We start from the raw sequence: 13,194 nt of genomic DNA, 5'->3' as shown, positions 1-13,194 counted from the left end.
TTTCATAGAGATTTTCAATTGTAGAAACTGAGCAAAAACTATGTGTAAAGCATTGAAATATGCTGATTAATAGATTGTTGATACACTCAAAAAGATAAAAGCTGTTGTTGCGTATCTATCATTTTGCTCTTTCCTTCAATAAATGCTTTTAAAGCTTCGGGGTAGAGTTTATGCTCTACTTTAAGAACTCTTTGTGCTAAGCACTCAGCAGTATCATGGGGATAGACTGGAACGGCTGCTTGGGCAAGGATTTTTCCTGCATCCATGTCTTCTGTAACAAGATGAACAGTGCAACCCGTGATTTTTACACCTGCTTGTAAAGCTTTTTCATGTGTGTTTAAGCCTTTAAATGAAGGCAAAAGAGAAGGATGAATGTTTAAAATTCGTCCTTCATAAAGTTTTACAAAACGTGGTGAGATAAGACGCATATACCCTGCAAAGCAGAGAAAATCCGGTTTATATTGATCTAAAATCGTAAAAATATTTTCTTCATGCTCTTCTTTTGTTTTGTAAATTTTACGATCAACAATATGAATAGGTAAGTTATGGTTTTGCGCCTTTTCAATACCGTTTGCGCGCGGATTATCGCAAATAACCGCGACGATTTCAGCAGGATATTCTTTTTGTTGACTAGCTTGAGCAAGGGCGACCATATTGGACCCATTACCAGAAATAAAAACGACAATTTTTTTTTTCATAAATGCAGTACCCCTTTATAAAGTATTCCTTTATTTTGATCTTGGCATTTTGTTAAAATGCCAAGGGGAGTTACAGTTTCTCCTTTTCTTTCAAGAGCTTGTGTAATTGTTTCAGCTGCATGCTGTGCTACGATAATGATCATGCCAATACCACAATTGAATGTTCTTAACATTTCTCTTTCTTCTATTTTACCTTGTTTGGCAATCCATGAAAATACTGCTGGAACATTGATGGTAGAAAGATTAATTTCAGCGCAGAGAGAAGATGGAAGGACACGTGGAATATTTTCAGGAAAGCCTCCACCCGTAATATGAGCAAGAGCTTTAATCCCTTCATATTTTCGCATGATGGGAAGAAGCGATTTTACATAAATGCGTGTTGGTGTAAGAAGTGCTATACCAAGGCTGTTTTCGGGAGAAAAAGGGGCAGGGTTATTCCATTTGAGATAATTTTGCTGGATGATTCGTCGAACAAGCGAAAAGCCATTGGAATGAATTCCAGAGGAGCTTAGACCTAATATAACATCACCTTCTATCAAATCTTTTGAAGGGAGTAGCTTGCTGCGTTCGCATGCTCCTACAGCAAAACCGGCTAGATCATAATCTCCCTCTGCATACATTCCTGGCATTTCTGCAGTTTCTCCTCCAATAAGAGCAGCACCGGCTTGTTTACATCCTTCTGCAATACCAGAAACAATCGCAGCACCTTGTTCAGGGTCGAGCTTTCCAGTTGCAAAATAATCCAGAAAAAAGAGAGGTTCAGCTCCTTGTACGAGTAAATCATTGACACACATAGCTACAAGGTCAATACCTACAGTGTTATGGTGCCCCACTTCAATGGCAATTTTTAATTTTGTTCCCACACCATCATTGGCTGCTACTAGGATAGGATCTGTAAAGCCAGCTGCTTTTAAATCAAAAAGGCCACCAAACCCGCCAATTTCTGCATCTGCTCCGGCTCGTTTTGTCGCGCGTATAAAGGGTTTAATTTTTTCTACCATAGCATTACCCATATCGATGTTTACACCGGCTTTTGCGTAGGTAAGACCAGCTTTGGATTTATCCCCAGCCTTGGATTTATTATTTGTAAGATCTTGATTGCTCATTGGAGCCTTCCTTTAATGGAAAATCAGGTTTTGATATTATGCAATGCCATGATAGAGTTCTCTCTGCAAGAGATATTGATAAGAAAATAAGCAACTTTTCTTGTACCTTATTTTGAAGTTGTTTATAATTTTTTGTGAAGATTTTTTTAGGATATTTTATGAGCAAGATATCAGATAATCACGAACAGTCTTCTTGGCAACTTATGAGAAAGAAAGTGAGTGAGAATACATCTCGTGATCGTTATAAGACTTATGTGCCAGCGTATACTCAATTACCGTTGCCGAATAATATGAAAAGACAAATCTTTTTTTGGCTTGGTACGCTGATTTTTTTCATTCTTTTTATGTTTGTTTTTGGATCGATTTTGCTTCCTTTTGTGGCAGGGATTGTGTTGGCTTATTTTCTCAATCCCATTGTTCAATTACTTGAAAAATTTGGTATTCGTCGTGTGTTTGGGACTGTCCTTATTACCTTATTTATTGTTATTACCTTTGTTGCTGCTTTAGTTATTTTGATTCCTGTTATTAGTTGGCAAATACAGCAATTTATGAGTGATGGTTTACCTGTTTATATTAATCGTATTCAAACCTTTTTTGTTGAGCATGATTTTGATTGGTTAAGGCGCTATTTTGGAAGTGATCCAAATGAATTACGGAATAATATTAAAGGATTTTTGGGCGAAGGTTCGGATTTTATTACGTCTCTTTTGAATTCACTTTTAAAGTCAGGAAAGTCAATCGTTAATATCGTTAGCCTATTTGTTGTGGCACCTGTGGTGGCATTTTATATGTTATTAGATTGGCCACGTATGGTAACAGCAATCGATTCGTTAATACCGCGTGATCATCTTGAAACCGTCCGTAGTATTTTTCATGAAATGGATAGAGCTATTGCAGGCTTTGTTCGTGGACAAGGAACAGTTTGTCTCATATTGGGAGGCTATTATGCTATTGGTTTAACGATTGCAGGACTCAATTTTAGTCTTTTGATTGGTATGTTTATTGGTCTTATTAGCTTTATTCCTTATATCGGCACAATGAGTGGTTTGGTCCTTTCTGTTGGTATTGCATGGGTCCAGTTTTATCCCAATAATTGGGGGGGAATCATTGTTGTGATGGCACTTTTTTTAATTGGTCAATTTATTGAAGGTTATATTCTTCAACCCAAGCTTGTAGGTTCATCAGTGGGATTACATCCTGTATGGTTGATGTTTTCACTTTTTGCTTTTTCTTCACTCTTTGGTTTTACTGGTATGCTTGTTGCTGTTCCTGCGGCAGCGGCTGTTGGCGTTTTAGTTCGTTTTGCTCTTCATACTTATCTGAGTTCTCAGATGTATTCGCGAAGCGGAAATTCGGAGCCGCTAAAATGAATGGGCGTGAAACGCAATTATCTTTAAATTTTCCTTATGATCCGATTTTTCAATTTGAGGATTTAGTGGTAACGGAAAGCAATCGTATGGCTTTTCAGCTTATTGATCACTGGCCCAATTGGAGCTTACCTATTGCAGTTTTGGTTGGTAAAGAAGGATCTGGAAAAACGCATTTTTCTAATATATGGCTCCAAAAAGCAGATGCTTTCAGGATTCAGCACAATGAACTTGATCAGGCTGTTACTATGGCTTCTTTAGGCAGATCATTTTTAATAGAGGATATTGATACAGGTGAAATCAATGAGACAGAACTTTTTCATTTAATTAACAGTATTAAGCAAGCAAATCTTGATGCACGACAAGCTACTTTATTGATGACGGCACAAACACTTCCTTCCGCTTGGAATTTAATGTTAAATGATCTAAAAAGTCGTCTTAATTCGGTGATGTTCGTTGAAATTAATCAGCCTGATGATGCATTGTTAACAGCTGTTGCATTTAAGCTTTTTTCCGATAGGCAACTTATTGTACATCCAGATACGGTTTATTATCTTGTAAGCCGTTGTGAACGTTCTTTATTTTCATTGAAGCGTGTTATTGATTCTGTTGATCAGTTGGCATTACAAAGAAAAAGAAAAATAACACGTGCTGTTATTGCTGAAGTTTTAAATAGAAGAAATCCGTAAATACTCCTTATCATGGCTTACTTATTCTGTCCTTCTATTATCGTTTCAATATGTGGAAGACAAGTCATTTAAATTTTTTCTTTTTGGATATCTATATAAGAGTAAAAAATAGTATTTTTTACTCTTATCGTGTTTTTATTTTAAATAGCTTTGAGATTTTATTGTATGATGTTGAATTCTTACCATCTTCGTATTTGAAAATTTTTCTAAAAAGAGCGCTGTATTTTATTTATAATAAAACCTTTGTGCTTTGAAAAAATGTTTGTTGTTTATGGATTTGGATTGTAGAAGATTCTAGAATTTTTAATAAAAGAGTCTTTGGGAAGATAGAAAAAGAGGGGAAAAAAGCTTAATACAGCTGAATTTTTTGGCTTATGTTCTCTTTGGGAAAGTTTTTCTATAATATTTAAGTCATTTTTTTCTAAAATTGTATCTGTGGAATGTGTTTTGATACAATGAGAGCTTGCTTAAAACAGGATAAAAATTATGAAATCCTTATAGAGAAATTCGTTATTTTTTAATATAGATTGGATTTTCTTACGGAAGTTATTTTCTACTATTTGTCAATAAATTTGTTATTGAGTAGAGGGAAAAATTAAAAAATGTGCTTTTTTGTAAAGAAATACAACAAAATTAAAAAAAAGTGTGTTTTTCTCTTGCACTTCTGTTGTGAAAATTTTAGGAAATGTGCATCAAGTAAATGTAAATGGCGGAGCGTAGCGCAGCCTGGTAGCGCACCTGATTTGGGATCAGGGGGTCGTAGGTTCGAATCCTATCGCTCCGACCATATTTGATTGAGTGTGTGAGAATGACCCAATTGGGTACGTGTGGTGAAAACTATCATCCAAGCGTTGTGTAATCTGAAGGAAAAAGGCATGATCGCACGTATTTATAGTCCTGCTAAGACAGCTATGCAGTCAGGTAAGGGGAATACAGGTTTTTGGATTCTAGAGTATGAGCCAATGAAAGCAAAAATGCTTGAACCTCTTATGGGCTACACAGCAACGTCTGATATGAATAATCAGGTAAGGATTCGATTTAATAGGAAGGAAGAAGCGATTGCTTTTGCACGTAAGAATGCTATCTCTTACCGTGTAGAAAAGAAACATACATCGATTCGACGTGCTATTTCTTATTCTGATAATTTTCGCAGTGATCGGCAGCATTCTTGGACACATTGAATTGAAGATGCTATTTTGAATTGAGAAAATAATCAGTTGGGTCCCGTAGCTCAGCTGGATAGAGCAACGGCCTTCTAAGCCGTGGGTCACAGGTTCGAATCCTGTCGGGATCACCATGTTTAAATGATATTTATAGGCTATAAAAAGTTAGAGAGTTTTCCTTTTATTCTATTAGCTTATTTTTCTGTATAATCCCGAATCTTTTTGATGTTTTTTGGTTTATTTTGTTGCTAAACGTTTTCTGTTGACTGTTTTAGTATAAAATGATGCTGTTTTCTCTTTTTTCAGTAAAAATTGCTTTTGATTGCTGAAACTTTAGCATTGCATATTCTTGCCGCGTGTTGCTACTATATCACATGCTTTAGGAAACAGATTACAAAAACTCTTTTTTATGAGCTTCTTTTCATCTTTCTGAAAATGAATATTTTATTTCTTAGATTAGATTTAAGCATTGCGGCTAATGCTGGTGAAATTGCCCAAAAACATCTATTGTGATTTTTTTATTTTTTATGAATAATATTATTACGTTTTTTAGCATGATCTTTGGTAAGATCGATTTTGATTAGATACAAGGCATGATGGATTCGATTTAGAACAGTTTATGAAACATTGAAGAATAAAAACGATATCTGTTTATGATGAGAATTTACAGATGGCACAAGAGGTGGAAAATATCTTCTTGTCTTGGAAGCTGTGATTCATAACGAATTACTTCTTTATAGTTTTTTCGTATAAAAAGATGTTATATGTGCCGTCCAGATAAGATATTGTTTTTTTCAATGAGAGACACTTGCGGACAATTTGATTTAACATGATTGTCACTGTTTCTCAGGTAGGGTTATAGGTTTCATCAATGTTTAGGTTTTCTTAGTCTTATAGGTTTAAGAATGTATACTGTATATTTATATGAATGAAGATAGATTGTATCTTAGAGTTAAATTTTAGATTTCATATTTACATTTTCAAATGTTTTTTCTTATTTCTTTATAGTTTGTACATCATGTTAGAAGTATTTTAATATTGGATAACAATCACATTAAAATGTTATACAGATGAGCTCTGAAGATCTAAACTCGCACGGTTCAAGGTGATCATTATTTCAATAGGAATACAGTGTGAGGAGAATGCCATTTTACAGGCTTTGTTTTAAGAGATATCTCTTAAAGCTCACTTCACTCTGGCGCTCGTGAATGGTACAATGATAAATCCATTGAGCTCCATCATCTTTACACTTATGAAGAAATAAGCTGACATTATCATACACTTTGCCTATTTGTCAGCCTCCGATGTTGCAATAGATCTCAGCACTTGAGGCATTTATCGGCATTTTTGTGCTTTTTTATACAATTTTTACTTAATACTAATTCCTCTTATGACGTGTAAGAGAGACGGTTTTGTTTGATTCAATATAAATAGGTTTGAAATGAGAAAACATTACGATATTCGGATTTCTCATTCAACATGGCAAACAATAAAACATGATTATAAATCAATGTATTTTTAGAATGAAAAAATTTGCTTTTACCGTGTTTTTTACTCTTTTTAATATTTTATTATAATCTGTAATTGGTAAACTCAAAATACAGCTCTAAGGTTAAGTGTTTTATATCTATCGAAGTGACTGTTGTTATATCTAACTGTTTAGACAACAAGTGTATACCAATAGACATGAAAGAATTAAGAAAAACAGAGGATAGATCAGGAAATAAACAATATTTTTTAGAACGGAAGCCTATGCTTGTGGAAAGAATTTTAAAATCAAACTTCTAATCTGTTGAAAAATGAGGCTGTTATTACGTTTGTGATACTTTTTCCCCCAAGAGGCGCTATCAGAACGTAAAAAATATTAGAAACACTCCGTAAAGTATGCCCTTTGTAGAGGCATGTTGCAAAATCTTATTTCCGAATCTTTATTTACGCATCCCGTACCTTGGAAGAATACGATAATTCGATAATTTATTTATACTATAAAGTTGAATGGTGGGCGTGACAGGGATTGAACCTGTGACCCCTACGATGTCAACGTAGTGCTCTCCCGCTGAGCTACACGCCCATTCATTGATGTTGCATACACCATATAGAATGCCAAACGTCAATGCCTAATTTTATTTTCTCTTTCAACAGATGCAAATAACTTTAAAAAAATACTTTTTAAGCAGCGATAAGGATCTTTTCAACTTCATTGACAAGTTCACGTAAGTGAAATGGCTTAGAGAGAACCTTTGCATCAGGAGGGGCATCACTATTTGAATTGAGTGCTACCGCTGCAAAACCCGTAATGAACATTACTCGTAAATCGGGGTCAATCTCAGTCGCACGTCGTGCAAGTTCGATTCCGTCCATCTCTGGCATCACAATATCAGTCAGGAGAAGGGAAAATGGCTCTTCTTGTAAACGTTCATATGCGCTAATACCATTATCGAAATCGGCGACTTCGTAGCCTGCACGTTCTAGGGCTTTTACGAGAAAGCGACGCATATCGTTATCATCTTCTGCGAGCAGGATTCGTTTCATGATTATATTCCAATGGCTCCATTTGTCAGAGTTTTGCCGCATCAATTATACAATATAGAGTATTTATAAAAAAGATGGTAAAATGCTCATAATTGAAATGAATGGCAAAATGGTTAATTCTTACATTCTGATTCAAAATACAGCATATTCGTTGTGAGTTGGTTAAATTCGAAATATATGTGATTTTGAAAAAAGAAGGGGTTCTCTAAAACTACTAAGATGATTCATTACTATCTTTTCTTTTAAAGTTACTGATTATTATCAGAATTCCATTAAAAAACTTATGAAAACCGTTATTGTAGGGTTTTCATATATCGAGAAATTAGAAGAATATTATGTTAATTTATTGTTTTTTAAAAGTTCTCCTAAGAAATAGAAATTTTATAGTTATTTGTTTTTATAGAGATTTGTAATAAATATTATAAATGCGCTTTATTTCAATTTTTTTCTTAAATAGATGAAAACTATTGTTTTCCTAGATATAATATTAAATTATCACTTAATAAAAGATCAAAAATAGTATTTTGATGATTTATTTGTAAATATGTATCATGTTACATTAAGATATATTTATTATTTTTATTTATATAAATAGTTTTTTTATTAAGTTATTTTTTATGATGTAAAATAATATTATTTAATGTAATGATATACTTTGTATATTAGTTTTTTATTAGAATGCGTGGTGAATATTTAGGTCATGGCTTGCCTGTAAAGGCTAGAAAACGAATCATATGAGTGGTTGGAAAGAAAAATCTATTATATTTATAAAGTGTTTGTAGATCCAATGCTCGTAGAAATTTTCTTTTTTGATGGGGTGGAGCGGAAATTAAGGTTTAGTGTTATTTTACAGATACATTATCGGGAATAAAGGCATCAAATACAGCCCAAAATTGTTTTTTATAATCTTCGTTAACCATAATTGTATCCAGTTCAGCGCCTGTAATAGTAATACTTTCTGTTAGACGTGTGTGTTGGCATAATTGCCGCACTTCAATGTTGTTTGCAATATTGTTTTGATTGGCAAGAATAAAGAGTGTTGGGATTCGTAAATTTCCATGAAGTACATTTCTCTTCATAGAATCAATCGCATTAAATACTGAAGCCATCCATTGGGATGTTGGGGGCTTAATGGAAGGGAGCGGCACTTTATGTATGTGTCCCAATTGTATATTTTTTTGTTTTGTCTTGTTTAATTTTTTCCCATCTTTCACTGGTATAAAGCCAAGACCTATATCAGAAAGAAATTGTGTTAATTTATGTTGAAAACTATTCGTTTTATTGCCGAATGGAGCAAAAAGAGGAGAAACACAGAGCAATCTATTAAACTGATGATTAATGAGATCTAATCCGCTAAGTGCTATCAATCCACCTATGCCATAGGTGAGCATAGAGTAAGGCGGCGGATAATTAGGATAAACAATATTTTTAAGAAATTTATATAAGTCATTAATATCATTATTTATATCAAAACAATGATGTCGACTTTGTTTTCTTATCTTGAAGGATATTTTTTCTTGATCAAAGCAGTCAAGTATTGCTGTATGAAAACCGCGTTTAGAAATTTCATTCATTAATAAAAAATATTTTTCTAAAGTATTTGCGTAGCTTTTGAGAATAACAATTGTTCCCTTAGATTTTTCCACCTCAGGATATGTTATAGCAAAACGAATTTCGTGATCTATTGCTATTTTAAGAGTATCATGATGGATATTAAGAGAAGTGGAACCCCAGTCTATGGGATAAAGAGGTGTTTCCAATTGAAATCCTTTACAGTGTATTTGCCGTTTAGTGCTTTGACATTTATGTAATGAAGAAAGAGGATTAAAAAAGGGGTATATTGCTTTTTAGATAGTTTTTATCAATTTAGGTCCCAAAGAGTTGAAATAAAGAAAAACAATTACTAGATAATTAGTGCGGTTGCCATGATGGGGCCGCAGGTTCACAAGTAAGTTTGCCATGTGGGAACTTTGTGAATTAATTATAAATTATAGTCGCTCTAGAGGAGGGCAATATTATGCGTCAAGTAGATTTTTCACCATTTTATCGTTCCACAGTAGGTTTTGATCATCTTTTTAACTGGTTTGATTCTAGAACACAACCAGACGAAGTTTCTTCTTATCCCCCTTATAATATCGAGCGTTTAACTGAAGATTCTTATAGAATTTCTATGGCTGTTGCTGGTTTTTCTCAAGATGAAATTGATATTGAAACGCATTGTAACCAGCTGATCGTTAAGGGAGACAGAAAGTCTAAAAATGATGATGAAGAGCGAGAATTCCTTTATCGAGGTATTGCTTCGCGTGCTTTTGAACGGCGTTTTCATTTGGCTGATCATGTTAAGGTTATTGGGGCAGAACTTGGAGATGGGCTTCTTCATATTCAGCTTAAAAGGGAAATGCCAGCTGAATTAAAACCCAAAAAGATAACCGTACAGATGTCACCATCCATTACAAAAAATGATAACAGCGACGTTATCGTGTAAAGAAAATTTAGAAAATATGAGATCGGATAATTATAAATTTTTCTGAAGAATAAAAAACGCGAGGCAAAAGGTCTCGCGTTTCGTATGTGTTTTCCTAAGAGCGAAGCGCATTTTAATAAAACAGCTTATCTCGAATTTATGATAAAATATCATTGCACATTATTCTACGTTGAAGAAAAAAATCATGTGTGTGCAATTGAAATGCATAATAATTCACTTTTTAAGTAAGCTTATTTTATAGCATTTTAAAAATGGTCGGAGCGGCGGGATTTGAACCCACGACCCCTTGACCCCCAGTCAAGTGCGCTACCAAGCTGCGCTACGCTCCGAGTTCGTGTAAAACGATTAAATGACTGTTTCTTTAAAGGCAAGAGAAAAAATAAACAGAATAAAATCTAAAATGCTTTTGCACTTAGAGCTTTTGAAAGTAAAAATTTTGGACATCAATATTTTGTTGTTAATTCAAGATAAATAACGAATTTGTAAAATTCTTTGTGATCATTAAATTTTTAGCTTTATAGTTAATAGATGTATGCATTTAATTACTTTTGAGATTGTGAGGAGGGGGGTAAGATTGGTGACTTTAGGGGTATGAATTGGAGCAAATGAGTGCGGAAGGTATATTGTTTTCTTACCTAATCGTTACTTTTCTAAAAAGATAAGGATTTTCAAAAGAAGAGGAGTGAATGTATGGTTTTGAAAAGTTTCGTTTTTTTAGAGTTTTATAGATGAGGTATTTTGCATTTTATGTGGATAAAAAATTGTAAGTTCTGGATTGTATAATTACAAATCTCATTTTACGGGTATGTATTTTTATCCAAATAAACAAGGTCAGAATGCTTTAATTTATGTTTCGTTTTTTTTCTAAAAGATCAGATAAAATATTATAGAGGAAAAACTTTCAAAGTGTCTATTGAACTAAGAAAAGAGTAAACTATGAGCCGTTTTTCGGTAATAAATTTGACGCAAGCAGCAGTGGATCGTGTTAAAGCGATTATGGATGCAAAAGATGCACAGGGTATTCTTGTTGGTATCAAAAAAGGTGGTTGTGCAGGGATGGAGTATACAATTACTCTTGTCAAAGAAAAGGGGATAGCTGCGGATGTTGTTGAAGTGAATGGTGCCCGTGTTTTTGTAGCACATGATGCGGTATTATTTTTATTAGGAACGCAGATGGATTATGAAGTGACAACGTTGCGGTCTGGTTTTGTCTTTAAAAATCCTAATCAAGTTTCAGCATGCGGGTGTGGCGAATCGGTGGAACTTCGTCCTGCTACGCAGGATCAATATAAAACAAATTGAGCTGAGCTAAATTATAATTTAGTAATTTTAGAGGGGCTTGTTCTTTTAGGTAGAAGAAATCTACTATTTTTTATCGTTCATTTTTAGCTTGCTTCCAAAGTGCTTCCATTTCATTCAAGGATGCGTCAGTGAGTGTTTTAGATTGAGTGGATAGCTTTTCTTCAATATAGGCGAAACGATTTCGAAATTTTATATTCGTTTTTTTTAATGCTTTTTGTGAATCAATCGCTAAGTGGCGCGCGAGATTAAGAAGTATAAAGTAGAGATCTCCAAACTCTGCTTCTATTTCTGAGTTTTGTTTACTTTTGATGGCTTCTTTGAGCTCTTCCAGTTCTTCTTCTATTTTTTCAAAAACTTTATCACTTTTTTGCCAATCAAAACCTACTTTAGCTGCTGCTTCTTGTAAAGCAAGTGCCTCTTGGTTTGCTGGCTGGATTTGTTTTACTGTTGCGAGTATGCTTGTGGAGGAATTGTTGTTTTTTTCTTCGCACATTCTTTTTTGTTCAACCTGTTCTCTTTTTTTTATATATTCCCACTCCTCTTTTATAAATCCTCGTTTTTTTTGCTCGGCATTTCCAAAAACATGAGGATGGCGTCGAATCATTTTTTCCGTGATTGCATAAACAACATCTTCAAAAGTAAAGCTGCCTTCTTCTTGTGCTATGGTAGCATGATAGACAACTTGTAAAAGAAGATCCCCAAGTTCTTCACAGAGATCCTTTCGATTTTTTCGTTCAATGGCATCGATGACTTCGTAAACTTCTTCGAGCATATAGGGTATGAGGGATTCAAAAGTTTGTTTTTTATGCCAGATACAACCATTATCAGAGTTTCGTAATGCAGTGATAATTGTAGTGAGATCTCTGATATCTTTTGAGGCTAACATTTTGCACTTCCTTTGTAAGCAATAGAGCTTATGTTAGATGTCCCAACGTCTATGTAACCACATCCATTGTCCAGGATATTCACGGACCCAAGATTCAACAATATCATTTAATTTTTGCGTAGAAGCAGCTATATCGATATCATTTTTTTCATCACGTGGAAGTTCTACATGTTCATATAACTCTAAACGATGACGTCCACTAGGCAAACGAATACAACGTGCTGGATAAATATCACAGTCATATTGTCGAGCAAGTTTTATAATTAAGGGGTTTGTTTTAAGAGGTCTGTTAAAAAATGTTCCCATGATACCGCGGCGAAATTTTTGATCAACGAGCATACCAACATTTTCACCTTCTTCTAATTTGGCTGCTAATGCCCATGCTGCACCGGCCTTGGAGGGAACAAGATGTCCCATAGAAGTTTGTCGTGCTTTAAGGATTCGTTTGGCAACATAGGGATTATTGGGTGGTCTAAATAATACCGTAACATTAAGATCAAAACTTTGTGCACAAATAGGCAGAAGTTCAAAATTGCCAGTATGTGCGGTGAAAAAAATATGTGGTTTTTTTTCATTTTTTAATCGCTCAAATATTTCAATGCCTTTAACCTCAATGAAACCTGGCTCGTCTGCATGAGGATCAAAATCAAAAATTTTATCAAGAAAAATATATTCAGCTAGGAAACGTCCTATATTTTCCCACATTTCTATTGCAATCGCACGGAGTTCTTGCTCTGTTTTTTCTGGATATGCACTCCTAAGGTTTGCAAGTGTGATTTGATGACGATGTACAAGGGGACCAATTTTTTTTGCTAACCAAGCAAAAAAAGAAATTCCCATTTTGGCTGGAAAACATTTTAGAATAAATAAAGAACCAAAGAGTAGATATGCCCATAACAAGTAGGATATTTTTTTAGCTATAATTTTAATACGATATATGAGATTTTTAAGAGAAAGCTTCATCAT

At 34.2% G+C, this 13,194-nt stretch carries 11 protein-coding genes and 4 tRNA genes; 7 read left to right on the top strand and 8 right to left on the bottom strand.

Features of this window, described 5'->3' with window-relative positions:
• Positions 1–86 precede the first annotated feature (86 nt).
• Entirely contained in the window at positions 87–698 is a 612-nt protein-coding gene (purN, locus tag ACFIL2_RS05640; protein WP_375633163.1) for a phosphoribosylglycinamide formyltransferase, read from the bottom strand.
• Positions 695–1,804 carry a phosphoribosylformylglycinamidine cyclo-ligase gene (gene purM / locus ACFIL2_RS05635; protein ID WP_375617796.1) on the bottom strand — a complete coding sequence of 370 codons (1,110 nt, stop codon included), beginning with the start codon at positions 1,802–1,804 and terminating at the stop codon, positions 695–697. Before purM ends, purN begins: the two co-directional genes overlap by 4 nt.
• Positions 1,805–1,962: 158 nt before the next feature.
• Here purM and ACFIL2_RS05630 point away from each other — a divergent pair, with 158 nt between their 5' ends.
• The 5 genes from ACFIL2_RS05630 (at position 1,963) to ACFIL2_RS05610 (ending at position 5,157) form a co-directional block, all read left to right on the top strand.
• The gene (locus ACFIL2_RS05630; protein ID WP_375617797.1) at positions 1,963–3,174 is read left to right on the top strand and encodes an AI-2E family transporter; all 1,212 of its coding nucleotides are present in this window, start codon (positions 1,963–1,965) and stop codon (positions 3,172–3,174) included.
• Positions 3,171–3,860 (top strand): DnaA regulatory inactivator HdaA, encoded by a 690-nt coding sequence (gene hdaA, locus ACFIL2_RS05625; RefSeq protein WP_375617798.1) that lies wholly within the window; start codon positions 3,171–3,173, stop codon positions 3,858–3,860. Before ACFIL2_RS05630 ends, hdaA begins: the two co-directional genes overlap by 4 nt.
• Before the next feature lie 710 nt (positions 3,861–4,570).
• Positions 4,571–4,647, top strand: a tRNA-Pro gene (locus ACFIL2_RS05620).
• An 88-nt stretch (positions 4,648–4,735) separates the two neighbouring features.
• Complete coding sequence (locus ACFIL2_RS05615; protein ID WP_375617799.1) at positions 4,736–5,041, top strand: ETC complex I subunit; 306 nt, start codon at positions 4,736–4,738, stop codon at positions 5,039–5,041.
• 39 nt (positions 5,042–5,080) lie between these two features.
• A tRNA-Arg gene (locus tag ACFIL2_RS05610) sits at positions 5,081–5,157 on the top strand.
• Between the two features lie 1,862 nt (positions 5,158–7,019).
• On the opposite strand, the gene ACFIL2_RS05605 is transcribed toward ACFIL2_RS05610, so the two are convergent.
• From ACFIL2_RS05605 to ACFIL2_RS05595, 3 genes are all read right to left on the bottom strand, one after another.
• Positions 7,020–7,094, bottom strand: a tRNA-Val gene (locus tag ACFIL2_RS05605).
• Between the two features lie 98 nt (positions 7,095–7,192).
• Positions 7,193–7,555, bottom strand: a complete 363-nt coding sequence (gene cpdR, locus ACFIL2_RS05600; RefSeq protein ID WP_005773448.1) for a cell cycle two-component system response regulator CpdR — start codon at positions 7,553–7,555, stop codon at positions 7,193–7,195.
• Between the two features lie 842 nt (positions 7,556–8,397).
• Entirely contained in the window at positions 8,398–9,315 is a 918-nt protein-coding gene (locus ACFIL2_RS05595) for a serine aminopeptidase domain-containing protein (protein WP_375680594.1), read from the bottom strand.
• 257 nt (positions 9,316–9,572) lie between these two features.
• Between ACFIL2_RS05595 and ACFIL2_RS05590 the strand changes: the two genes are divergently transcribed.
• Entirely contained in the window at positions 9,573–10,040 is a 468-nt protein-coding gene (locus tag ACFIL2_RS05590; protein ID WP_375613075.1) for an Hsp20 family protein, read from the top strand.
• A gap of 252 nt (positions 10,041–10,292) precedes the next feature.
• On the opposite strand, the gene ACFIL2_RS05585 is transcribed toward ACFIL2_RS05590, so the two are convergent.
• Positions 10,293–10,369, bottom strand: a tRNA-Pro gene (locus ACFIL2_RS05585).
• A gap of 607 nt (positions 10,370–10,976) precedes the next feature.
• Between ACFIL2_RS05585 and ACFIL2_RS05580 the strand changes: the two genes are divergently transcribed.
• Positions 10,977–11,342, top strand: coding sequence for an iron-sulfur cluster assembly accessory protein (locus ACFIL2_RS05580; protein ID WP_375633160.1), 366 nt, complete (start codon positions 10,977–10,979; stop codon positions 11,340–11,342).
• A 70-nt stretch (positions 11,343–11,412) separates the two neighbouring features.
• Here ACFIL2_RS05580 and mazG read toward each other — a convergent pair whose 3' ends face one another.
• Together mazG and ACFIL2_RS05570 are read right to left on the bottom strand one after the other, a co-directional pair.
• Positions 11,413–12,228, bottom strand: a complete 816-nt coding sequence (mazG, locus tag ACFIL2_RS05575) for a nucleoside triphosphate pyrophosphohydrolase (RefSeq protein WP_375633159.1) — start codon at positions 12,226–12,228, stop codon at positions 11,413–11,415.
• Positions 12,229–12,261: 33 nt separating this feature from the next.
• Positions 12,262–13,191 (bottom strand): lipid A biosynthesis lauroyl acyltransferase, encoded by a 930-nt coding sequence (locus ACFIL2_RS05570; protein WP_273791402.1) that lies wholly within the window; start codon positions 13,189–13,191, stop codon positions 12,262–12,264.
• Between the last annotated feature and the right edge of the window lie 3 nt (positions 13,192–13,194).

It is taken from the genome of Bartonella sp. AP30XZML, from assembly GCF_042195945.1.
Lineage (GTDB): Bacteria > Pseudomonadota > Alphaproteobacteria > Rhizobiales > Rhizobiaceae > Bartonella.
The sequence above is the reverse complement of the archived record's forward strand: the minus strand, read 5'-3'. Positions and strand labels throughout refer to the sequence as shown.

Bases quoted from the DNA above. Each gene is read 5' to 3' on its own strand.
- ACFIL2_RS05615 (WP_375617799.1), top strand. From the start codon at position 4,736: ATGATCGCACGTATTTATAGTCCTGCTAAGACAGCTATGCAGTCAGGT.
- cpdR (WP_005773448.1), bottom strand. From the start codon at position 7,555: ATGAAACGAATCCTGCTCGCAGAAGATGATAACGATATGCGTCGCTTT.
- hdaA (WP_375617798.1), top strand. From the start codon at position 3,171: ATGAATGGGCGTGAAACGCAATTATCTTTAAATTTTCCTTATGATCCG.
- ACFIL2_RS05590 (WP_375613075.1), top strand. From the start codon at position 9,573: ATGCGTCAAGTAGATTTTTCACCATTTTATCGTTCCACAGTAGGTTTT.
- ACFIL2_RS05630 (WP_375617797.1), top strand. From the start codon at position 1,963: ATGAGCAAGATATCAGATAATCACGAACAGTCTTCTTGGCAACTTATG.
- purM (WP_375617796.1), bottom strand. From the start codon at position 1,804: ATGAGCAATCAAGATCTTACAAATAATAAATCCAAGGCTGGGGATAAA.
- mazG (WP_375633159.1), bottom strand. From the start codon at position 12,228: ATGTTAGCCTCAAAAGATATCAGAGATCTCACTACAATTATCACTGCA.
- purN (WP_375633163.1), bottom strand. From the start codon at position 698: ATGAAAAAAAAAATTGTCGTTTTTATTTCTGGTAATGGGTCCAATATG.
- ACFIL2_RS05570 (WP_273791402.1), bottom strand. From the start codon at position 13,191: ATGAAGCTTTCTCTTAAAAATCTCATATATCGTATTAAAATTATAGCT.
- ACFIL2_RS05580 (WP_375633160.1), top strand. From the start codon at position 10,977: ATGAGCCGTTTTTCGGTAATAAATTTGACGCAAGCAGCAGTGGATCGT.